Origin of the sequence: Kitasatospora sp. NPDC088264, from assembly GCF_040685715.1 — a bacterium.
In the GTDB taxonomy this organism is placed as follows: Bacteria; Actinomycetota; Actinomycetes; order Streptomycetales; family Streptomycetaceae; genus Kitasatospora.
This window is the reverse complement of record NZ_JBFBIR010000029.1, coordinates 78,722-100,174: the sequence shown is the minus strand read 5'-3', so window position 1 is coordinate 100,174 and position 21,453 is coordinate 78,722. Positions and strand designations below refer to the sequence as shown.

Annotated in this window: 17 protein-coding genes; 5 read left to right on the top strand and 12 right to left on the bottom strand. The window is 71.5% G+C overall.

Features of this window, described 5'->3' with window-relative positions:
- Nucleotides 1-253: 253 nt before the first annotated feature.
- The 9 genes from AB0O82_RS22700 to AB0O82_RS22660 form a co-directional block, all read right to left on the bottom strand.
- A complete protein-coding gene (locus AB0O82_RS22700) occupies nucleotides 254-1,777 on the bottom strand; it encodes a CoA-acylating methylmalonate-semialdehyde dehydrogenase (RefSeq protein ID WP_363585761.1) in 1,524 nt (507 codons plus the stop codon).
- A 329-nt stretch (nucleotides 1,778-2,106) separates the two neighbouring features.
- Nucleotides 2,107-2,919: a nucleotidyl transferase AbiEii/AbiGii toxin family protein gene (locus tag AB0O82_RS22695; RefSeq protein WP_363585760.1), complete on the bottom strand. Its 813-nt coding sequence runs from the start codon at nucleotides 2,917-2,919 to the stop codon at nucleotides 2,107-2,109.
- Nucleotides 2,920-2,989: 70 nt separating this feature from the next.
- Nucleotides 2,990-3,421, bottom strand: coding sequence for a hypothetical protein (locus tag AB0O82_RS22690; protein ID WP_363585759.1), 432 nt, complete (start codon nucleotides 3,419-3,421; stop codon nucleotides 2,990-2,992).
- 152 nt (nucleotides 3,422-3,573) lie between these two features.
- Nucleotides 3,574-4,968, bottom strand: a complete 1,395-nt coding sequence (locus AB0O82_RS22685; RefSeq protein ID WP_363585758.1) for an FAD-dependent oxidoreductase — start codon at nucleotides 4,966-4,968, stop codon at nucleotides 3,574-3,576.
- A gap of 63 nt (nucleotides 4,969-5,031) precedes the next feature.
- Nucleotides 5,032-5,835 carry an ABC transporter permease gene (locus AB0O82_RS22680; RefSeq protein ID WP_363585757.1) on the bottom strand — a complete coding sequence of 268 codons (804 nt, stop codon included), beginning with the start codon at nucleotides 5,833-5,835 and terminating at the stop codon, nucleotides 5,032-5,034.
- Complete coding sequence (locus AB0O82_RS22675; RefSeq protein ID WP_350882859.1) at nucleotides 5,835-6,764, bottom strand: ABC transporter permease; 930 nt, start codon at nucleotides 6,762-6,764, stop codon at nucleotides 5,835-5,837. Before AB0O82_RS22675 ends, AB0O82_RS22680 begins: the two co-directional genes overlap by 1 nt.
- Complete coding sequence (locus tag AB0O82_RS22670) at nucleotides 6,761-7,903, bottom strand: ABC transporter ATP-binding protein (protein WP_363585756.1); 1,143 nt, start codon at nucleotides 7,901-7,903, stop codon at nucleotides 6,761-6,763. The genes AB0O82_RS22675 and AB0O82_RS22670 overlap by 4 nt, the downstream gene beginning before the upstream one ends.
- A gap of 46 nt (nucleotides 7,904-7,949) precedes the next feature.
- Nucleotides 7,950-9,200, bottom strand: a complete 1,251-nt coding sequence (locus tag AB0O82_RS22665; RefSeq protein WP_363585755.1) for a spermidine/putrescine ABC transporter substrate-binding protein — start codon at nucleotides 9,198-9,200, stop codon at nucleotides 7,950-7,952.
- A gap of 67 nt (nucleotides 9,201-9,267) precedes the next feature.
- On the bottom strand, nucleotides 9,268-10,779 hold the full coding sequence (locus tag AB0O82_RS22660) for a gamma-aminobutyraldehyde dehydrogenase (protein ID WP_363585754.1): 1,512 nt from the start codon (nucleotides 10,777-10,779) through the stop codon (nucleotides 9,268-9,270).
- A gap of 356 nt (nucleotides 10,780-11,135) precedes the next feature.
- Here AB0O82_RS22660 and AB0O82_RS22655 point away from each other — a divergent pair, with 356 nt between their 5' ends.
- Nucleotides 11,136-12,791, top strand: a complete 1,656-nt coding sequence (locus tag AB0O82_RS22655) for a PucR family transcriptional regulator (protein ID WP_063347657.1) — start codon at nucleotides 11,136-11,138, stop codon at nucleotides 12,789-12,791.
- A gap of 18 nt (nucleotides 12,792-12,809) precedes the next feature.
- On the opposite strand, the gene AB0O82_RS22650 is transcribed toward AB0O82_RS22655, so the two are convergent.
- The 3 genes from AB0O82_RS22650 to AB0O82_RS22640 form a co-directional block, all read right to left on the bottom strand.
- On the bottom strand, nucleotides 12,810-13,964 hold the full coding sequence (locus tag AB0O82_RS22650; RefSeq protein WP_363585765.1) for a spermidine/putrescine ABC transporter substrate-binding protein: 1,155 nt from the start codon (nucleotides 13,962-13,964) through the stop codon (nucleotides 12,810-12,812).
- Between the two features lie 113 nt (nucleotides 13,965-14,077).
- Nucleotides 14,078-15,436, bottom strand: coding sequence for an aspartate aminotransferase family protein (locus AB0O82_RS22645; protein WP_363585753.1), 1,359 nt, complete (start codon nucleotides 15,434-15,436; stop codon nucleotides 14,078-14,080).
- Nucleotides 15,437-15,695: 259 nt separating this feature from the next.
- On the bottom strand, nucleotides 15,696-17,141 hold the full coding sequence (locus tag AB0O82_RS22640; RefSeq protein WP_363585752.1) for a gamma-aminobutyraldehyde dehydrogenase: 1,446 nt from the start codon (nucleotides 17,139-17,141) through the stop codon (nucleotides 15,696-15,698).
- A 301-nt stretch (nucleotides 17,142-17,442) separates the two neighbouring features.
- On the opposite strand from AB0O82_RS22640, the gene AB0O82_RS22635 reads away from it, so the two are divergent.
- From AB0O82_RS22635 to AB0O82_RS22620, 4 genes are all read left to right on the top strand, one after another.
- A complete protein-coding gene (locus AB0O82_RS22635; protein WP_030243538.1) occupies nucleotides 17,443-17,916 on the top strand; it encodes an Lrp/AsnC family transcriptional regulator in 474 nt (157 codons plus the stop codon).
- Entirely contained in the window at nucleotides 17,913-19,307 is a 1,395-nt protein-coding gene (locus AB0O82_RS22630) for an aspartate aminotransferase family protein (RefSeq protein ID WP_350882875.1), read from the top strand. The genes AB0O82_RS22635 and AB0O82_RS22630 overlap by 4 nt, the downstream gene beginning before the upstream one ends.
- Before the next feature lie 211 nt (nucleotides 19,308-19,518).
- Nucleotides 19,519-20,274: an ABC transporter ATP-binding protein gene (locus tag AB0O82_RS22625; protein WP_363585751.1), complete on the top strand. Its 756-nt coding sequence runs from the start codon at nucleotides 19,519-19,521 to the stop codon at nucleotides 20,272-20,274.
- A 27-nt stretch (nucleotides 20,275-20,301) separates the two neighbouring features.
- Nucleotides 20,302-21,453, top strand: a complete 1,152-nt coding sequence (locus AB0O82_RS22620; protein WP_363585750.1) for a hypothetical protein — start codon at nucleotides 20,302-20,304, stop codon at nucleotides 21,451-21,453.

Sequence of the window (21,453 nt, the reverse complement as noted above, 5' to 3'; positions counted from 1 at the left end):
CGCAATCCAATAAAACGAACACGCCGAATAGGAACCAAGCCGCGACAAGACGCGACCCGGCCCGAACCAGGAAATGGTGTTTCAAAAGGATTGGCTGCCCCGGGACCGTCCGCGCGGAGATGCGTGTCCGGTGCTCCCAGCCAGGCAGCTCGAAGAACTCTACGCGTGATCGCGACCGGATGCAAACGGGGTGCAAAGGGCCGGCCGGACCCCGGGGAGAGGGGTCCGGCCGGCACGACCGCGGGGCGGGGGATCAGCTGTTGGTGGGGAAGCCGAGGTTGATACCGCCGTGCGAGGGGTCCAGCCAGCGCTGGGTCACGGCCTTGCCGCGGGTGAAGAACTGCACGCCGTCCGGACCGTACGCGTGGGCGTCGCCGAACAGGGAGGCCTTCCAGCCGCCGAAGGAGTAGTAGGCGACCGGGACCGGGATCGGCACGTTGATGCCGACCATGCCGACCTCCACCTCGAACTGGAAGCGCCGGGCCGCGCCGCCGTCGTTGGTGAAGAGGGCGGTGCCGTTGCCGTACGGGTTGGCGTTGATCAGTGCCAGGCCCTCGTCGTAGGAGGCGACGCGCACGACGGAGAGGATCGGGCCGAAGATCTCGTCGTTGTAGACGGACATGCCCGGCTTCACGTGGTCGAACAGGGTGGGGCCGAGCCAGAAGCCGTCCGAGGTCGGGGCGCCGTTCTCGTCCTCGGCGGTGACCGGGTGCTTGCGGCCGTCCACGGCGAGCTCGGCGCCGTCGGCGACCCCGGACTCGACGTAGGAGGTGACCTTGTCGCGGTGCTGGCCGGTGACCAGCGGGCCCATCTCGGAGTCGCCGTTGCAGCCGGGGCCGACCTTCAGGATGGCGATCCGCTGCTTGATCTTGTCGACCAGCTCGTCGCCGATCGGGTCGACCGCGACCAGGACGGACACGGCCATGCAGCGCTCGCCGGCCGCGCCGAAGCCCGCATTGACGGCGGCGTCGGCGGCCAGGTCGAGGTCGGCGTCGGGCAGGACCAGCATGTGGTTCTTGGCGCCGCCCAGGGCCTGCACGCGCTTGCCGTAGCGCGTACCGGTCTCGTAGACGTAGCGGGCGATCGGGGTGGAGCCGACGAAGCTGACGGACTTGACGTCCGGGTGCTCCAGCAGGCGGTCCACGGCGGCCTTGTCGCCGTGCACGACGTTGAAGACGCCGTCCGGCAGGCCGGCCTCCTTCCACAGCCCGGCGAGGAAGTTGGCGGCGGACGGGTCCTTCTCCGAGGGCTTCAGGACGACGGTGTTGCCGGCCGCGATGGCGAGCGGGAAGAACCACATCGGCACCATGGCCGGGAAGTTGAACGGCGAGATGATCGCGACCGGGCCGAGCGGCTGGCGGATCGAGTAGACGTCGACGCCGGTGGACGCCTGCTCGGTGAAGCCGCCCTTGACGAGCTGCGGGATGCCGCAGGCGTACTCGACGACCTCCAGGCCGCGGGCGATCTCGCCGAGCGCGTCGGAGTGGACCTTGCCGTGCTCGGACACGATGATCGCGGCCAGCTCGTCGCGGCGGGCGTTCAGCAGCTCGCGAAAGGCGAACAGCACGGTGGTGCGCTTGGCGACCGAGGCGGTGCGCCACTCGGCGAAGGCCGAGGCGGCGGCGGCCACGGCCTGGTCGACCTCGGCGATCCCGGCGAAGTCGACCTGGCCGGCGACCTGGCCGGTGGCCGGGTCGAAGATGTCACCGCGGCGGGGCGCCGCGCCGGCGGTGGCGACGGGCTCGCCGCCGATCCAGTGAGTGATGTGCTTGCTCAAGTCCGTCTGCCTCCGAAGTCCCGGGCGGCGTCCTGCCGCCGGTCCTGTCTGGCGCCGCCCGCGAGTGGGCCGGGCGACGGGATTCACGGGGCTACCGCGCTCGTCTCCAGTCTGGTGGCCGCCGCGCCAGGCCTCAACGAACAGGCTGACGGGGATCGCGGATTCAGCCTTACAGGTCGTCCGGTTGCTCGGCCGAACGCGTGAGAGAGCACGAACGTGTGAAGCCGGACCCGCAAGGACGAACGCGCGAGGACGAACACGCGAGGACGGACGCGCAGCAACGAACCCGCAAGACGAGCGCGCAAGGACGAAGCGCCGCCACCCCGCGTTCAGGACTCCTCGTCCTCCAGGTACGGGTCGTGCAGACCGTCGGCCGCCTCCTGGGTCTCCAGCAGGTCCAGCCGCAGGTCCTGGGCCCAGGCGAGCGCCCACCGCTTCAGCCCGCCGACCGCTCGTGCCGCGACACCCCGGGCCCGGAACCGGCCGTCCGCCGCCTCGGCCAGCGTCTCCAGCCGGTCGGCGAGCGCCGCGGGCTGGAAGTCCGCGTCCAATTCGGCTGCCAGTGCGAGGAGTTCGCCCTCCCGGTAGCAGTCGGTGAGGGCGTGCACATCGACCAGGTCCCGCGGCATGCCGCGGTCCACCAGCAGCGCGGTGGTGAGCGCGGCGGCGTCCTCCAGGGCGACGACCGGCAGGACCACCGACAGGACGACTGGCAGCGCCACCGGCGGGACCGCCGACAGCGCCACCGCCGGCTCGCCGGGCGGGGGCGCGGCAAGGTCGAAGCGCACCGGCCGGTGGGCCAGCGGCTCCTTCCGCAGCTCCACCGAGTGCGACCGCCCGCCGAGCGCGAGCCGGACGGTGAGCTGCTCCAGTCGCGGCGTGCCCGGGCGTTCGGCGACCCCGCCGCCGGCCGCGCGGTAGGCCTCGCCCAGCGCGGCGGCCACCTCCGGCAGGTCGGCCCCGCCGGTCACCAGGGTGAGGCCGTCCTGCGGGCAGGCCGCGACGCCGTGGGCGCGCAGCGCGTGCCCGCCGGCCAGGGCGAGCCCGTACCGGTCGCAGACTGGGGCCGCCAGTGCGGCGAGGCGCAGCTGGGCCGGGCCCGGTCGAAGGGGCGCGTCGACGGCGTCCGGGGCGGTGGTCACGTTTCCAGTCTGACGCGACCGCCCGCCCCGCGCGCCACCGCCGGCCGGGGCCGGAGCCCGGACCGCGGGATCACCAGCCGCTGAGCCCGGCCGCGGCCTCGTGCAGGGCGAGTTCCAGCAGCACCGGGTCGTTGAGCCGTCCGGAGCCGTCGGGCGGGACCAGCCAGCGCACCCCGCGGCTGCGGCGCTCGGGGTGCGGGACGACGATCCAGGTGCCCTCCCCCGCGCTGCGCACGCCCGTGCCGATCCAGCGGGCGGCGGTGCCGACGGGGACCAGGAAGCTGACGTGCTCGTCCCCGAAGTCGGTGAGGACGGGGCCGCAGGAGCCGGTGTCCAGGATCTCCAGGGCCGGGCGCCCGAGCCGTCCGGGGACGGAGAGGACGTCCCAGCGGCGGCCGGCCGGTAGCAGCATCAGCCCCAGTCCGGTGCGCTCCCATTGCTCCCGGAAGGCCTCCGGGTCCGGTGCCACCTGGGCGAGCCAGTGCAGTCCGGTGCTCTCCATGTCTGTCCCCGCTTCTTGCCGCTGGTTCCGGTCGGGTCGTCCCGGTCGGGACGCGGCGGGGAGACCGAGACCCGCCGTCACCAAGGAGAGGCGGACGGCGGGTCTCTCTTACACGGATAACACGGATGACACGGATAACGCGGACAACGGGGTCAGCTGTCGAAGCCGAGCCCCATGCGGTCGAGCGTGCGCAGCCAGAGGTTGCGGTGGCCGCCGTTGCGGTCCGCGCGCTCCAGCGAGCGGGTGGTGATCTCGATCCCGGCCCAGCGCACCGGCTCGGGCGGGAACGGCAGCGGCTTGCTGCGCACCATGTCCAGCGAGGTGCGCTCGGTGCGCTCGCCGGACAGCAGGTCGAGCATCACCTCGGCGCCGAAGCGCGTCGCGCCGACGCCGAGCCCGGTGTACCCGGCCGCGTACGCGACCTTGCCCCTGTAGGCGGTGTCGAAGAACGCCGAGAACCGGCTGCAGGTGTCGATGGCGCCGCCCCAGGCGTGGGTGAACCGCAGGCCCTCCAGCTGCGGGAAGCAGCGGAAGAAGTGGTTCGCCAGCGTGCGGAAGGTCTCCGGCCGCTGGTCGTACTCGTGCCGGACGTGGCCGCCGTAGTGGTAGACGGCGTCGTAGCCGCCCCACAGGATCCGGTTGTCGGCGGAGAGCCGGAAGTAGTGGAACTTGTTGGCGCTGTCGCCGAGTCCCTGCCGGCCGCGCCAGCCGATCGCGGCGAGCTGTTCGTCGCTGAGCGGCTCGGTCATCAGCGCGTAGTCGTACACCGGCACGACGTACGGCCGGACCCTCTTGACCAGCGACGGGAACACGTTGGTGCCGAGTGCGACGCGCCGGGCGAAGACCCGTCCGTACGGGGTGCGGACGGCCATGCCGCTGCCGTACTCCCGCAGGTCGGTGGCCCGGGTGTGCTCGAAGATCCGCACGCCCTGGCCGAGGCAGGCGTCCCGCAGGCCCCAGGCGAGCTTGGCGGGGTGGACCATCGCCACGCCCTCCTTGTCCCAGAGACCGCCGAGGAAGGTCGGCGAGTCGACCTCGGCGCGCAGTTCGTCGGCGTCCAGGACGGTGATGTCGAAGCCGTACCGGGCGACGGCCTCGGCGATCTCGTGGAGTTCCTCGACCTGGTGCGGCTGGGTGGCGACGTCGATCTCGCCGGTGCGCTCCCACTCGGCGTCGATGCCGTAGCGCTTGAGGGTGGCCTCGATGCCGTCCAGGTTGGCGGCACCGAGGCGTTCCAGCTGGGCGAGTTCGGCGGGCCAGCGTTGCAGGCCGTTGCCGAAGCCGTGGGTGAGGCTGGCCGCGCAGAATCCGCCGTTGCGCCCGGACGCGGCCCACCCGACCTCGTTGCCCTCGACCAGCACGACGTCCAGCGAGGGGTCGCGTTCCTTGGCGATGAGGGCGGTCCACAGGCCGGAGTAGCCGCCGCCGACGACCAGCAGGTCGCAGGTGGTGTCGCCGACCAGGGCGGGCAGCGCCGCCGGCCGGCCCGGGTCCTCCAGCCAGAAGGGGGTGGGCCTGGCGTCACTGAGTGCGCGGGCGGAGTCCATGCATTATCAGCCACTTTCTGTACTTAGGCGATGGTTTGTTCGGCCACCACACCCGACCGTACGTCAGGCGGTGGCCTTCCGGCGGTTGCCCAGCCACTGGCCGCCGACGGTCAGCGCGACGGCGGCGATGAACATCGCGGTGCCGATGACGTTCACCTGCACCGGGATGCCGCGCTGCGACGCGCCCCAGACGAACATCGGGAAGGTGACCGTGGTCGGGCCCGAGTTGAACTGGGTGATGATGAAGTCGTCGAAGGAGAGCGCGAAGCTGAGCAGCGCTCCCGCCGCGATGCCGGGGGAGGCCAGCGGCAGGGTGACCCGCAGGAAGGTCTGGGTGGGGGTCGCGTAGAGGTCCTGGGCGGCCTGTTCGAGCCTCGGGTCCATGCTCATCACGCGGGCCTTGACGGCCGTCACCACAAAGCTGAGGCAGAACATGATGTGCGCGATGAGGATGGTGGTGAAGCCGAACGGGATGCGCATGTTGAGGAACAGCGTCCCGAGCGAGGCGGCCATGACCACCTCAGGCATGGCCATCGGCAGGAAGATCATCGCGGTGGTGGCCGAGCGGCCGCGGAAGCGGTAGCGGGCCAGTGCGAAGGCGACCATGGTGCCGAGCACGGTGGCGCCGATGGTGGCGAGCACCGCGATCTGCAGACTGAGCGAGAGCGACTGGCACATGTCGGCCACGCCGCAGGGGTTGGTCCAGGCGTCGGTGGAGAACTCGTTCCACTCGTAGTTGAACTTGCCGACCGGCTTGTTGAACGAGAAGGCGAGCACGACCAGGTTGGGCAGCACCAGGTAGGCGAGGGCCAGCAGGCCGGCCAGCACCACCAGGTGGGCGCGTATCCACTTGGTAATCCGGGACATCAGACCAGTTCCTCCGTCCCGGCCTTGCGCATGTAGACCGTCACCATGCCCAGGATCAGGGCCATCAGGATGAAGCTCAGTGCGGCAGCCGTGGGGTAGTCGAGCACGTTCAGGAACTGCTTCTGGATGCCGTTGCCGACCATCTGCTCGCTCGGCGAGCCCAGCAGCTGGGCGTTGATGTAGTCGCCGGAGGCCGGGATGAAGGTGAGCAGGGTGCCGGCGACCACCCCGGGCAGCGAGATCGGGAAGGTGACCTTGCGGAAGGTGGTGAACGGCCGGGCGTACAGGTCGCCGGCCGCCTCGTGCAGGCGGGGGTCGATCCGCTCCAGCGAGGTGTACAGCGGCAGGATCATGAACGGCAGGAAGTTGTAGGTGAGACCGCAGACCACGGCGAGCGGCGTGGCGAGCACCCGGTCGCCGGAGGTGAGGCCGAGCGCGTTGGTGACGTCCAGGACGTGCAGGGTGTTGAGCACCCCGACCACCGGCCCGCCGTCGGACAGGATGGTCTTCCAGGCCAGCGTGCGGATCAGGAAGCTGGTGAAGAACGGCGCGATGACCAGGATCAGGATGACGTTGCGCCAGCGCTTGCTGGCCTTGAAGGCGATCGTGTACGCGAGCGGGTAGCCGACGGCCAGGCAGAGCACGGTGGCGATGCCCGCGTAGGAGAACGAGCGGACGAAGTGCCACTTGTACTCGACCAGGGCGTCCCAGTAGGTCGCGAGGTGCCAGGTGACCTTGAAGCCCGCTTCGAGTGATCCGGTCTGCAGCGAGGTGGACGCCTGGTAGACCATCGGGACGGCGAAGAAGACGACGAGCCAGGCGATGCCGGGCAGCAGCAGCCAGTACGCGGTGAGCTTGCGCTTCGGCTTCCGCGCCGGTTCCGCGAGCGGTATGACCTGTGACGGGGCGGCCGGGGTGGTGGTGGTCATGCGGCCTCCTCCGCGGTGCCCGCGTCGATCGCCTGCGCGGCGTCCAGGGCGAAGGAGTGCGCCGGGTTCCAGTGCAGCAGGACGGGCGCGCCGGGGACGATCCGGGCGTCGCGCTCCATGTTCTGCTCGAAGACGGTGACCTCCTGGCCGCCGTCGGTGCGCACCACGTACTGGGTGGAGACGCCGATGAAGCTGGAGTCGAGGACGGTGCCGGCCAGCCGGTTGCGGCCGTCGGCGACCTCGGCGGAGGCGTGCGCGATGGTGATCTTCTCCGGGCGCACGCCCAGGTGGACCTGCCTGGCCTCGGTGGCGCAGCGCGCCTTGGGCACGGCGAGGCGGACGCCGGCCGCGCTGAGCAGCAGGTCGCCGCCGTCGGTGCCGGTGACCTCGGCGGGCAGCAGGTTGGACTGGCCGAGGAAGTTGGCCACGAAGGTGGTGGCGGGGTTCTCGTACAGCTCGGCGGGGGCGCCCAGTTGCTCGACCCGGCCGCCGTTCATCACCGCGATGGTGTCGGCCATCGTCATGGCCTCCTCCTGGTCGTGGGTGACGTGCACGAAGGTGATGCCGACCTCGGTCTGGATCCGCTTGAGCTCCAGCTGCATCTGGCGGCGGAGCTTGAGGTCGAGCGCGCCGAGCGGCTCGTCGAGGAGCAGCACCTGGGGGTGGTTGATCAGGGCGCGGGCGACGGCGACGCGCTGCTGCTGGCCGCCGGAGAGCTGGTGCGGCTTGCGCCGGGCGTACTGGCCGAGTTCGACCAGCTCCAGCATCTCCTCGACCTGCTTCTTGACGTCCTTGCGGCCGCGGCGGCGCAGGCCGAAGGCGACGTTCTCGAAGATGTCGAGGTGCGGGAAGAGCGCGTAGCTCTGGAAGACGGTGTTCACCGGCCGCTTGTACGGGGGCAGGGCGGTGACGTCCTGGCCGCCGATCAGGACGGTGCCGCTGGTGGGCTCCTCCAGGCCCGCGATCATGCGCAGGGTGGTGGTCTTGCCGCAGCCGGAGGCGCCGAGCAGGGCGAAGAAGGAGCCCTGCGGGACGGTGAGGTCGAGCGGGTGGACGGCGGTGAAGGCGCCGTAGGTCTTGCCGATGCCGGTGAGGCGGACGTCGCCGCCGGCGGCCGCGTCGCGCTGCTGGTCTGTCATGGGTGTCTTCCTGGGTTCTCTGCCGGGAGTGGGCCGCGCGTGGGGGTCAGGCGCCGATGAGCTTGGAGAACTTCTGCTCGAAGTCGCTCTCCTCGGTCTCGGTGAGGGTGCGGAACACGTGCGACTTGGCCGCCATCTCGGGGGTGGGTACGACCAGCGGGTTGGCCGCGCTGTCCGGGGCGAGGGTGGCGAGTTCGTCCTTCATCCCGGTCACGGCGGAGACGAAGCCGATGCCCGCGACCAGCTGCGCCGCGATCTTCGGCTGATAGTAGAAGTCGATGAGCTTTTCCGCGTTCGCCTTGTGCTGCGCCCGGGCCGGGATCAGCATGTTGTCCGTCGAGGAGACGTAGCCCTTCTCCGGGATGACGAACTCGATGTCCGGGTTGTCGGCGCGCAGTTGGATCAGGTCGCCGCCCCAGGCGACGCAGGCCGCGATGTCGCCGGAGGACAGCTCCTGGCCGTAGTCGTTGCCGGTGAAGCGGCGGATCTGCTTGCTGTCGACGCCCTTCTGCAGCCGGGCGACGGCGGCGTCGTAGTCGTCGGCGGTGAACTTCGCCGGGTCCTTGCCCAGGTCCAGCAGGGTGATCCCGATGCTGTCGCGCATCTCGGAGAGGAAGGTGACCCGGCCCTTGAGGTCGGGGTCGTCCAGCAGTTGGGAGACGCTGGTGACCTCCTTCCCCTTGGTCGCCTTCTTGTTGTAGGCGATGACGACCTGGATGCCGGCCCACGGGTAGGAGTACAGCCGGCCCGGGTCCCAGTCGGGGGCGCGGAAGCGGGAGTCGATGGTGGTGATCGCGGTGGTGACGTTCGCCGGGTTGAGCTTCTGCGCCCAGCCGAGCCGGATCAGCCGGGCGGCCATCCAGTCGGTGAGGACCATCAGGTCGCGGCCGGTGTCCTGGCCGGCCGCGAGCTGCGGCTTGACCTTGCCGAAGAACTCGACGTTGTCGTTGACGTCCTCGTTGTACCTGACCTTGACGCCGGTGGCCGCGGTGAAGGCGTCCAGGGTGCCGTGCTTCTGCTTGTCCTTCTCGTCGGTGTCGATGTACAGCGGCCAGTTGGAGAAGTTGACCACCTTCTCGCTGTCCGAGAGGTCCTTGGCGGCGTTGGCGGTCGAGTCGCCGCCGACGGTCCTGGCCGCCGGGATCCCGCAGGCGGCCAGCGTGCCCGCACCGGCGGTCAGCGCGGCGGCCCGCAGCAGGGTGCGGCGGCCGATCGCGGCCCGGCCGCTGGTCAGGCTGCGTTCCCAGGCCTTGCGGACCGGTTCGGGCAGACCGTCGGTGAACTCGTTGAACGCCATGGAACGGGCCTCCTGGGGGTAAGAGGTCGAATCGGGGCGCCCTGGGGGCGGCGCCCCTGGGCAGGGGTTATCTGTCTCCGAAGACGGTGCGGTGCCAGTCCTTGCGGGCGACCGCGGTGGTGTCGAACATGACGTGCTTGACCTGGGTGTACTCGTCCAGCGAGTACTGGGACATGTCCTTGCCGTAGCCGGACGCCTTGTAGCCGCCGTGCGGCATCTCGCTGATGATCGGGATGTGGTCGTTGACCCAGACGCACCCGGCCGCGATCTCCCGGGTGGCGCGCAGCGAGCGGTGCACGTTGCCCGTCCAGGCGGAGGCGGCCAGGCCGTAGGGGGTGTCGTTGGCCAGCCGCAGGCCCTCGTCGTCGGTGTCGAAGGGCAGCACGACCAGCACCGGGCCGAAGATCTCGCCCTGGACCACCTCGCTGTCCTGGGCGGCGCCGGTGATCAGGGTGGGCGCGTAGTACGCGCCGCGGGTGAGGTCGGTGCCGTCGTGGCCCTTCTCCGGCGCGCGGCCGCCGGTGACCACGGTGGCGTAGGAGCGGGCGCGTTCGACGAAGCCGGCCACCCGGTCCCGGTGGGTGTACGAGACCAGCGGGCCGAGGTCGGTGTGCGGGTTGAGCGGGTCGCCGATCCGGATCGCGGCGTACAGCTCGGCCACGCCGGCCACGAACGCGTCGTACAGCGGGCGCTGGACGTACGCGCGGGTGGCGGCGGTGCAGTCCTGGCCGCCGTTGATCAGCGAGGCGGCGACCGCGCCGTGCACGGCGGCGTCGAGGTCGGCGTCGTCGAAGACCACGAACGGGGCCTTGCCGCCGAGCTCCAGGTGGGTGCGCTTGACGCTCGCGGTGGCGAGTTCGGCGACCCTGCGGCCGACCGGGGTGGAGCCGGTGAAGGACACCATGGCGACGTCCGGGTGCGCGACCAGGTGCTCGCCGGTGGTGCGTCCGGCGCCGGTGACCACGTTGACCACGCCGTCCGGGATGCCCGCCTCGGTGCAGGCCCGGGCGAACATCAGCGAGGTGAGCGGGGTCAGCTCGGACGGCTTGAGCACGATGGTGTTGCCCGCCGCGATCGCCGGCAGGACCTTCCAGGCGGCCATCTGCAGCGGGTAGTTCCACGGCGAGATCGAGCCGACCACGCCGATCGCCTCGCGGCGCACGTAGGAGGTGTGGTCGCCGGAGTACTCGCCGGCCGCCTTGCCCTCCAGGTTGCGGGCGGCGCCGGCGAAGAACGCCACGTTGTCGATGGTGCCGGGGACGTCGAACTCGGTGGCCAGCTTGACTGGCTTGCCGGTCTGCGCGGTCTCCACCCGGGCGAGGTCGGCACTCGCCGAGGCCAGGACGGCGGCCAGTGCGGTCAGCGCCTCGGAGCGGGCACCGGGGGTGGCGCGGGACCAGCCGGGCAGGGCCGCCTTCGCGGCGGCCACGGCCGCGTCGACCTCGCCGGTGGTGGCCAGGGCGACCTGCTCGACCACGCTGCCGTCCGCGGGGTTGACGACCTGGAAGGGCTCGCCGCTCCCCCGGGTCTGACGGCCCGCGATGTACTGCGCGCCCGCGCCGAAGTCGGTCAGGTCCATCTGGTTCCTCCAAGTGCCGGTGGGTCGACTGCCACGGCGATTCTCACGGTTGTGCCGTGGGGGAATCCGACCGGCTGATCACCGGGGTTGCGCGATCCTGGCAGTCCGGCGGACTCCGGACAAGGGATTCCGCTGTTGCATTCCGGCAACGCGATGGATTCCGGCGTGAGGTCTGTTTTTCGCCACAGCCGACCCGCTGACCATGCCCGCTACCGCCCCGGCGTGACAAGGGTCACTGCGACAACCTCGGCGGGTAGGGCCTTACAGGGTGCAAGGGTTCACCGAGGGCGACAGGTCGTCGCCGCGATGGATGATTTACCTGACACTCTGGTCCCTCAAGGCCCTGGAGGCCCGCGATGCTCCCCACCGTCGCCCGCGTGCTCGACCTGGAGGTGATGCGGCGCGGCCTGCCCCAGGTCGTCGCCGGCGCCGACCACCTGGAGCGGCCCGTCCGCTGGGTCCACGTGAGCGAACTGCCCGACGTCGCCGGGATGCTCCAGGGCGGCGAACTGGTGCTCACCACCGGCATCGCGCTGCCCGACGACCGCGAGGGCCTGGCCCGCTACGTCCGCGAACTGGACGAGGTGGGGGTCGCCGGCCTGGTCGTCGAGTACGGCCGGCGCTACTTCGACTCGCTGCCCCGCGCCCTGGTGCACGCCGCCGAACAGCGCGGCCTGCCGCTCATCACGCTCCGCCGCGAGCTGCGCTTCGTCGCCGTCACCGAGGCCGTGCACGCGCTGGTGGTCAACGCCCAGCTGGAGCAGCTGCGCGTCTCCGAGGCCGTCCACCAGGTGTTCAACGAGCTGGTGGTGGAGGGCGCCGAGCCGCCCGAGGTGATCCGCCAGGTGGCCCGGATGGCGGGCGCGCCGGTCGTCCTGGAGAACCTCGCGCACCAGGTGCTCGCCCACGACACCGCCGGCCGCCCGGAGGTCGAACTGCTGGAGGACTGGGAGCGCCGCTCCCGCGGGGTCCGCCCGCCCGGCCGCACCGGGCACGACCCGCGCAGCGGCTGGCTGGTGACCACGGTCGGCGCCCGCGGCCAGGACTGGGGCCGGCTGGTACTGGTGCAGGATCCGGGCCCGCTGCCCGAGAACGAGGCCCACCCGCACACCATGCTGCTGGAGCGCGGCGCCTCCGCGCTGGCACTCAACCGGCTGGTGGTGCGCGACCGGGAGAGCCTGGAACGGCAGACCCACCGCACCCTGCTGTCCGGCATCCTCACCCACGCGCTGACCGTCTCCGAGGTGGCCCTGCGCGCCCAGGCGCTCGGCGTCCCGCTGGAGGGCCGCCGGCTGGTCGGGGTGGTGCTGCGGCAGCGGCGCGGCCCGATCCCGGCCGCCCTGGAGGCGCAGGCCCGGCTGCGCGACTTCACCGAGCTCGCCGCGGGAGCCGTCCGGGCCTGCCGGCTCTCCGCCCTGGTCGGCGCGCTGGACGACGAGGGCGTCGGCGTGCTGATCACGCTCGGCACCCAGCAGGACGAGCACGCCGCCCTGGACGCCTTCTCGGCCACGCTGCGCCGGATGTCGGCCGAGGCCGGCCGGGACGACGCCGCCGCCGCACCGGCCCCGGTGGTCGCGGTCGGCTCCTCGGTCGGCTCCGTCCGGGACGCCCGGCGCACCCTGCTGGAGGCCACCCAGGTCGCCGACGCGGCCCTGCACGACGCGCCCGGCGGCCGGGCCGCCTCGTACTACCGGCTGCCGGACGTCCGGCTGCGCGGCCTGCTCCACCTGCTGCGCGACGACGCCCGGCTGCAGACCTACGTGGAGCGGGAGCTCGGCCCGCTGCTGGCCCACGACGCCGAGCACAACGGCCAGTTGGTGCAGATGCTGCGGATCTACCTGGAGCAGGGCCGGAACAAGTCGGCGGCGGCCGACGCCGCGCACCTGTCCCGGCCGTCCTTCTACGACCGCCTGCACAAGGTCGAGCGGATCCTCGGCGTCGACCTCGACCAGGTGGAGTCCTGCCTCTCCCTGCACGTGGCACTGCTCGCCCTGGACGCCGTCCGCCGCTGACCGCTGCACGCCGGTGGCCTACACGCCGGTGATGCGCCCCCAGACCTTGTGCAGTTCGGGCCGCTCCGCCGAGGTGACGTCGCGCATGGTGTGCAGCCGGGCGCGCATCTCGTCGGTCGGGAAGAGCAGCGGGTTCTCCGCCAGTTCGGCCTTGTCCTTGTCACCGCTGGCCGCCAGCACCTCGCGGGCGGCCGGCACCGGGCAGATGTACTGGACGAACGCGGCGAGTTCGGCGGCCACCTCGGGCTGGTAGTAGTGGTCGATCAGCAGCTCGGCGTTGCGCTTGTGCCGGGCCCGGTTGGGGATCATCAGGCTCTCCGCCCACAGCTCGCCGCCCTCCTGCGGCACCACGAACTCGATGTCCGGGTTCTGGGCGGTCAGTTGGACGGCGTCGCCGGAGTAGGCCTGGCAGGCGACGGCGGCGCCGGAGGCGAGGTCGCTGGTGTAGTCGTTGCCGGTGAAGCGGCGGATGTGGCCGGTATCGACCATCTTCTGCACGGTGTCCATCGCCCGGTGCGCGTCGTCCTCTCCGAACCGGGAGACGTCCGCGCCCTGGGCGAGCATCAGCAGCCCGAGCGCCTCGTCCAGCCCGGCGAACAGGGTGACCCGGCCCTTGAGGTCGGGCGCCCAGAGGTCCGAGGTCGACTTCAGCTCCCGGCCGAGCGCCTTGCGGTTGTACGCGATGCCGGTGATCCCGGACTGCCAGGGCACGCTGCGCCGGCGCCCGGGGTCGAAGGCCGGGTCGGCGAGCTGCGGGTCCAGGTTGGCGGTGACGTTGGGCAGGTTGGCCCGGTCCATGGCCTGCACCCAGCCGAGCGAGACGTACCGGCCGGCCATCCAGTCGCTGACCACCATGAGGTCCCGGCCGGGGTCGGCGCCCTGGGTGAGCACCGGGCTGATCTTGCCGAAGAACTCGTCGTTGTCGTTGATGTCCTCGGTGTAGGTGACCGCGATGCCGGTCCGCTCGGTGAAGGCGTCCAGGGTCGGCCGGTGCCCCTGGTCGTCGGTGTCGATGTACTGGGTCCAGTTGGAGAAGGCGAGCCGCTGCTCGCGGTCCGAACGGTCCTGGACCGAGCGGCGGTCCTCGGCGACGTACGCGGACGGGATGCCGCAGCCGGTCAGCGTGCCGGCGCCGAGCAGCGCGGCCCCGCCGAGCACCGAACGCCGGCGGATCGTACGGGAGTTGTGGGGGCGGGTCGGGGTGGTGCTGCTGGGCATGGGGAAGGCCTCCGGAGCGTGGGACGGCCCCGGGCGTGCGCGACACCCGGGGCCGTCCGGTCGGTACGTCAGACGGTGTGCGCGTCGGCGAGCGACAGCACCTCGTCGAGCACCGCGAGACCGGTCTTGGCCTCCTCCTCGGTGACGGTGCACGGCGGGACGACGTGGAGGCGGTTCATGTTGACGAACGGCCAGAGCCCGCGCTGCTTGCAGGCGGCGGCCAGCTCGGCCATCGGCGCGTTGGCGGCGCCGGCCGCGTTGTACGGGACCAGCGGCTCGCGGGTCCCGCGGTCCTTCACCAGGTCGAGCGCCCAGAACACGCCGAGGCCGCGGACCTCGCCGATCGAGGGGTGCCGCTCGGCCAGCTCCCGCAGGCCGGGGCCGAGCACGGTCTCGCCGATGTGCTTGGCGTTCTCGACGATGCCCTCCTCCGCCATGGCGGTGATGGTGGCGACGGCCGAGGCGCAGGCCAGCGGGTGGCCGGAGTAGGTGAGCCCGCCCGGGAACGCCCGCTCGGCGAAGGTGGCGGCGATCTCGGCGCTGATCGCCACGCCGCCCAGCGGGACGTAGCCCGAGTTGACGCCCTTGGCGAAGGTCAGCAGGTCCGGGGTGACACCCCAGTGGTCGGCCGCGAACCACTCGCCGGTGCGGCCGAAGCCGGCCATCACCTCGTCGAGGATGAACACGATGCCGAAGCGGTCGCAGATCTCCCGGACCCCGGCCAGGTAGCCCGCCGGCGGGATCAGGATGCCCGCGGTGCCGACCACGGTCTCCAGGATGATCGCCGCGATCGTCCCGGGGCCCTCGAAGGCGATCACCTGCTCCAGGTGCTCCAGCGCGCGCTCGCACTCCTGTGCCTCGTTCTCGGCGTGGAAGTTGGAGCGGTAGGCGTACGGGCCCCAGAAGTGCACCACGCCGGAGACGCCGGTCTCGTTGGCCCAGCGGCGCGGGTCGCCGGTGAGGGCGATCGCGTTGGCGGTGGCGCCGTGGTACGAGCGGTAGGCGGACATGACCTTCTGCCGGCCGGTGTGCAGCCGGGCCAGCCGGACGGCGTTCTCGACCGCCTCGGCGCCGCCGTTGGTGAAGAAGATCTTGTCGAGGTCGCCGGGGGTGCGCTCGGCGATCAGCCGGGCGGCCTCGCTGCGCGCCTCGACCGCGAAACCGGGGGCGATGGTGCAGAGCTTCGCCGCCTGCTCCTGGATCGCGGCGACCACCTTCGGGTGCTGGTGACCGATGTTGGTGTTGACCAGCTGCGAGGAGAAGTCGAGGTAGCGGTTGCCGTCGTAGTCCCAGAAGTACGAGCCCTCGGCGCCGGCCACCGCGAGGGGGTCGATCAGCGCCTGGGCGGACCACGAGTGGAAGACGTGCGCGCGGTCGGCGGCCTTGACCGCCTGGCCGGCGGCTGAGTCAGCGGTGGGGATGCTCATGCCGGTAAGGCTAGGGAGTCGCGGCCCCGAAGTGCAGTTTCATCTTGTCAGCCGGTCACGCGAACGGCCGACAGGATGCAAAGACACCGGGCCCGGGTCGAAAGGACCCGGGCCCATTGTCCGTTCACACGATGGACGCGCGATCAGATCGCGGCCATACAGCGCTCGATCGTCACGACCCGCTGGATCGCGGTCATACAGCGCCGACCGTCACGACCCGCTAGATCGCGGTCATACAGCGCCCGACCGTCACGACCCGCTAGATCGCGGTCATGACGTGCTTCACCCGGGTGTAGTCCTCGAAGCCGTACGCGGAGAGGTCCTTGCCGTAGCCGGACTTCTTGAAGCCGCCGTGCGGCATCTCGGCGACCAGCGGGATGTGGGTGTTGATCCAGACGCAGCCGAAGTCCAGCCGGCGCGACATCCGCATGGCGCGGGCGTGGTCCTTGGTCCACACCGAGGAGGCCAGCGCGAAGTCGACGCCGTTGGCGTAGTCGACGGCCTGGTCCTCGTCGGTGAACTTCTGCACGGTGATGACCGGGCCGAAGACCTCGTTCTGGATGATCTCGTCGTCCTGCCGCAGGCCGGAGACGACGGTCGGGGCGTAGAAGTAGCCCTTCTCGCCGACCTGGTGGCCACCGGCCTCGACCTTGGCGTGGGCGGGCAGCCGCTCGATGAAGCCGGCCACCTGCTTCAGCTGGTTGGCGTTGTTCAGCGGGCCGTACAGCACGTCCTCGTCGTCCACGCCGCCGGTCTTGGTCTCGGCCGCGGCCTTGGCCAGCGCCTCGACGAAGGCGTCGTGGATCGACTCGTGCACGAGCACGCGGGTGGCCGCGGTGCAGTCCTGGCCGGCGTTGAAGTAGCCCGCGACCGAGATGCCCTCGACGGCCTCGGCGATGTCGGCGTCCTCGAAGACCACGACCGGGGCCTTGCCGCCCAGCTCCAGGTGGACGCGCTTGACGTCCTTGGAGGCGGACTCGGCGACCTGGATGCCGGCCCGGACCGAACCGGTGATGGAGGCCATCGCCGGGGTCTTGTGCTCGACCATCAGCCGGCCGGTCTCGCGGTCGCCGCAGATCACGTTGAAGACGCCGGCCGGCAGCTCCAGGTCCTTGAGGACCCCGCCGATGATCTCGGCGAGCAGGACGGTGGAAGCCGGAGTGGTGTCCGAGGGCTTCAGGACGACGGTGTTGCCCGCGGCGATGGCCGGGGCGAACTTCCAGACGGCCATCATCATCGGGTAGTTCCACGGCGCGACCTGGGCACAAACGCCGACCGGCTCGCGGCGGACGATCGAGGTCATCCCGTCCATGTACTCCCCGGCGGCCTTGCCCTCCAGCATGCGGGCGGCACCGGCGAAGAAGCGGATCTGGTCCACCATCGGGCCGATCTCCTCCGAGAGGGTCAACCCGCGCGGCTTACCCGTGTTGCGGACCTCCGCCTCGACGAGTTCGTCGGCCCGGGCCTCGACCGCGTCGGCGATCTTGAGCAGCAGCTTCTGGCGGGTGCTCGGGGTGGCGTCGCGCCAGACCGGGAAGGCGGCGGCGGCCGAGGCCATGGCGGCGTCCACATCGGAGGCACCGGACAGCGGGGACGTCGCGTAGACCTCACCGGTGGTGGGGTCGACGATGTCGAGCGTGCGGCCGTCCGCCGCGTCGACGAACTCACCGTTGATGTAGTTGCGCAGCGTGCGAAGGTCGCTCACGGGGTCTCTCCTCGGTCTGGGCCTGCGGCGTTGCAGTTTCCGGCGCCATGGTACGTCGGCGGGTCCGGCGCACGAAGGGTGTCGGGTGGCCGGGCCCTGGACGGCGCGGTCCACTGGTTTGGGGGAACGCGCGCTGCGCTGCGGGGCTGCGCGCGTACCGTGCCAGGGTAGCCGCATGACTGCTGGTATCGACAGGTGCAGTGCACGTAGGCGATGAAATCCGTACGCGGATTCCAAGATCACGACGAAATCAGCAGATTCCTCGCTTGCGAACAGGAGAACGATCAGGCACAGTGGCGGCGTGGCCAACCGCGACCGGAACGCGAGCGTTCCCCTCGATGCCGCCTCCAAGGCGATCATCGAGCAGCTCCAGGAGGACGGACGCCGCCCGTACGCCGCCATCGGCAAGGCCGTCGGCCTGTCCGAAGCGGCCGTGCGCCAGCGCGTCCAGAAGCTGCTCGACCAGGGCGTGATGCAGATCGTCGCCGTCACGGACCCGCTCACCGTCGGCTTCACCCGCCAGGCGATGGTCGGCATCCGGGTCGAGGGCGACATCGAGCCCGTCGCCGACGCGCTGGCCGCCCTCGACGAGGTCGACTACGTCGTCTGCACCGCAGGCTCGTTCGATCTCCTGGCCGAACTGGTCTGCGAGGACGACGAGCACCTGCTCGAACTGATCAACAAGCGCATCCGCGCGCTTCCCGGCGTGCGGAGCACCGAGAGCTTCGTCTACCTGAAGCTCCGGAAACAGACCTACACCTGGGGCACCCGATGACAGCCGACCCGGCGCAGAAGGACCTTTCCAAGACCGCCTACGACCACCTGTGGATGCACTTCACCCGCATGTCGTCGTACGAGAACTCCCCCGTGCCGACGATCGTCAAGGGCGAAGGCACCTACGTCTGGGACGACAAGGGACGCAAGTACCTCGACGGCCTCGCCGGCCTGTTCGTCGTCCAGGCCGGCCACGGCCGCGAGGAGCTGGCCGAGGCCGCCGCCAAGCAGGCCAAGGAGCTCGCCTTCTTCCCGGTGTGGAGCTACGCCCACCCGAAGGCCGTCGAGCTGGCCGAGCGCCTGGCCAACTACGCCCCGGGCGACCTGAACAAGGTCTTCTTCTCCACCGGTGGCGGCGAGGCCGTCGAGACCGCCTGGAAGCTCGCCAAGCAGTACTTCAAGCTGACCGGCAAGCCGACCAAGTACAAGGTCATCTCGCGCGCCGTCGCCTACCACGGCACCCCGCAGGGCGCCCTGTCGATCACCGGCCTGCCGGGCCTGAAGGCCCCGTTCGAGCCGCTGGTGCCGGGCACCCACAAGGCCCCGAACACCAACATCTACCGCGCCCCCGCCTTCCTCGAAGGCCCGGACGGCACGGTCGACCCCGAGGCCTACGGCCGCTGGTGCGCCGACGAGATCGAGGTGGCCATCCTCAACGAGGGCGCCGAGACCGTCGCCGCCGTCTTCGTCGAGCCGGTGCAGAACGCCGGTGGCTGCTTCCCGCCGCCGCCCGGGTACTTCCAGCGCCTGCGCGAGATCTGCGACCGCCACGACGTGCTGCTGGTCTCGGACGAGGTCATCTGCGCCTTCGGCCGCCTGGGCACCATGTTCGGCGCCGACAAGTTCGGCTACCAGCCCGACATGATCACCTGCGCCAAGGGCATGACCTCGGGCTACTCCCCGATCGGCGCCACGATCATCTCGGACCGCCTCGCCGAGCCGTTCTACAAGGGCGACAACACCTTCCTGCACGGCTACACCTTCGGCGGCCACCCGGTCTCCTCCGCGGTGGCGCTGGCCAACCTCGACATCTTCGAGCGCGAGGGCCTGAACCAGAACGTCCTCGACAACGAGGCCGCGTTCCTGGGCACCCTGAACAAGCTGCGCGACCTGCCGATCGTCGGCGACGTCCGCGGCAACGGGTACTTCTACGGCATCGAGCTCGTGAAGGACAAGGTCACCAAGGAGTCGTTCAACGACGACGAGGTCGAGCGCGTCCTCTACGGCTTCCTGTCGAAGGCCCTCTTCGACAACGGCCTGTACTGCCGCGCCGACGACCGTGGCGACCCGGTCATCCAGCTGGCCCCGCCGCTGATCTCCAACCAGTCGACCTTCGACGAGATCGAGCAGATCCTGCGGACCAGCCTCACCGACGCGTGGGCGAAGATCTGACCCCCTGATCCTCCTTCCCCACCCTCCGCCGAAGGGCGGTCCCACTCCCCCGGGACCGCCCTTCGGCGTTTTCCGGCGCGGACAGCCGATCAAACATGCCTGATTGCGGGTGATTTGCCCGCGATGGACCAGAGCGCCGCAACCGCACCAGGCCCCAGTCGTTCTAATCTGACGACTGTCATATCCCTGCGGCCACCCAGGATGGAACCTCATGTCAGCGGCACCGCCTGACAACGACGTGCTGTGGGCCCGGGGGATCGTCAAGTCCCATCACGGCACCCCCGCCCTGCGGGGCATCTCGATCGGCGTCCGCGAGGGCGAAGTGCTCGCCGTCACCGGACCGCGCGGCTCCGGCAAGAGCACCCTCCTCGGCTGCCTCTCCGCCCTCCTCACCGTCGACGAGGGCGAGGTCTGGTTCAACAGCGCGCCCGTCCACACCCTCGGCCGGGCCGGGCGCGAACGGCTGCGCCGCGACCGCTTCGGCTTCGTCGGCTCCGAACCCCACCTGGTGCCCGAACTGACCGCCCGGGAGAACGTCGCCCTGCCGCTGCTGCTCGCCGGCGCCGGCAACAAGGCCGCCTACACCGCCGCCGACGAATGGCTGGAACGCCTCGACGTCGGCGAGGTCGCCCGGCAGCGCCCCGACCAGCTGCTCCAGAGCCAGCGCCAGCGGATCGCCGTCGCCCGCGCCCTCGCCCCGCTGCCGCCCGTCGTCTTCGCCGACGACCCCACCGCCCCGCTCCACCGCGAGGCCGCCGACCAGGTCCTGCGGATACTGACCAGCGCGGCCCGGTCGCACCAGCTCACCCTCGTCCTGGCCACTCACGACCCCGAGCTCGTCCGGTTCGCGGACCGCGCCGTCGCCCTCGTCGACGGACGGCTCACCGCCCCCGCCGCCCCCGTCCCGCGCGGCCCCGCCGTCCCGGGGGCGGCCGGCGCGTCCGCCGTGTCGGCCACCCGCCGCTGACGACGCCGAGCCGCTGAAAGAGTCGACGTGTTCTATCTCCGTCTGGCCCGGGGCTACCGGGTGCCCGACCTCGGCCGCTGGCTGCTCACCGTGCTGGCCGCCGCCGTGGTCTCCGCCTTCCTGCTGCGCTCCCTCGGCCGGGCGATGAGCGACCCGCTCGGCGGCGAGGACGCGCTGGTGCGACTGCTCTGGTGCCTGCCCCCGCTCGCCGCCGTCGCCTGGTTCGCGGCCGTCACCGCCCGCGCCGTACCCGCCCAGCGGCCCGAACGGATCACCGGCCTGCGCGCCGCCGGAGCCGGCACCGGCCGGATCCGCACCCTGATCGCCGGTGAGGTCGTGCTCGCCTGCACCCTCGGCAGCGTGCTCACCCTGCTGGTCTTCCTGGTCCTGCGCAACGACATCGCCGGGCCCGCGCTCGCCCCCGATCTCGGCATGGGCGTACCGCTGCCGGCCGTCGCGCCGGTCGCCCTGCTCGCCCTGGTCCCGCTCACCGCCGGGATCGCCGCCGCCTGCGCCGTCCCGCCCACCGAGTACCTGCCCGGCAGCCGCACCCACCGCGGCACCGGCTTCGGCGCGCTGCGGGTCGCCCTGCCGGTCGGGCTCGCCGTGATCGGCCTCGCCCTCGAACTCATCGCCCTGCGGCCCGGCGCCGCCGCCGACGGCCGGCCGATCCACCTGCCCGCCGGGCTCGGCAGCACCAGCACCGCCGCACTCGGCGGCTGGGCCGCCAGCGCGGTCGGACTCGCCCTGCTCACCGGCCCGTTGCTGTCCTGGACGGGACGGCTGCTCGCGCTCGGCCGGCCCACCCCGCTGCGGCTGCTGGCCGGCCGCGGACTCACCGCCCAGGCCCGCCGCCTCGGCCCTCCGCTGGCCGTGCTCACCCTCGCCCTCGCGCTGGTGCTCACCACCATCCGCTACTGGATCGGCACGCCCGACAGCGCCGACGTGCTGCCCGCCGTCGAGGCCTGCCTGGTGCTCGGCTGCGCGGCCGCCGCCGTGGCCGCCCGGCTGGCCGAGGTCCGCACCGACCGCCGGGACGTCACCGACGTGCTGCTGCGCCTCGGCACCTCGCCCCGGCTGCTGTTCGGCGCGGTCGCGCTGCGCACCCTGGCGGTGGGCACCACGCTGCTGGTGACCGGCGGGGCGACCGCCGCACTGGCAGCCGCCGGCCTGCGCTGA

Bases quoted from the DNA above. Each gene is read 5' to 3' on its own strand.
- AB0O82_RS22625 (WP_363585751.1), top strand. From the start codon at position 19,519: ATGTCAGCGGCACCGCCTGACAACGACGTGCTGTGGGCCCGGGGGATC.
- AB0O82_RS22660 (WP_363585754.1), bottom strand. From the start codon at position 10,779: ATGGACCTGACCGACTTCGGCGCGGGCGCGCAGTACATCGCGGGCCGT.
- AB0O82_RS22680 (WP_363585757.1), bottom strand. From the start codon at position 5,835: ATGTCCCGGATTACCAAGTGGATACGCGCCCACCTGGTGGTGCTGGCC.
- AB0O82_RS22685 (WP_363585758.1), bottom strand. From the start codon at position 4,968: ATGGACTCCGCCCGCGCACTCAGTGACGCCAGGCCCACCCCCTTCTGG.
- AB0O82_RS22655 (WP_063347657.1), top strand. From the start codon at position 11,136: ATGCTCCCCACCGTCGCCCGCGTGCTCGACCTGGAGGTGATGCGGCGC.
- AB0O82_RS22665 (WP_363585755.1), bottom strand. From the start codon at position 9,200: ATGGCGTTCAACGAGTTCACCGACGGTCTGCCCGAACCGGTCCGCAAG.
- AB0O82_RS22690 (WP_363585759.1), bottom strand. From the start codon at position 3,421: ATGGAGAGCACCGGACTGCACTGGCTCGCCCAGGTGGCACCGGACCCG.
- AB0O82_RS22630 (WP_350882875.1), top strand. From the start codon at position 17,913: ATGACAGCCGACCCGGCGCAGAAGGACCTTTCCAAGACCGCCTACGAC.
- AB0O82_RS22675 (WP_350882859.1), bottom strand. From the start codon at position 6,764: ATGACCACCACCACCCCGGCCGCCCCGTCACAGGTCATACCGCTCGCG.
- AB0O82_RS22670 (WP_363585756.1), bottom strand. From the start codon at position 7,903: ATGACAGACCAGCAGCGCGACGCGGCCGCCGGCGGCGACGTCCGCCTC.
- AB0O82_RS22645 (WP_363585753.1), bottom strand. From the start codon at position 15,436: ATGAGCATCCCCACCGCTGACTCAGCCGCCGGCCAGGCGGTCAAGGCC.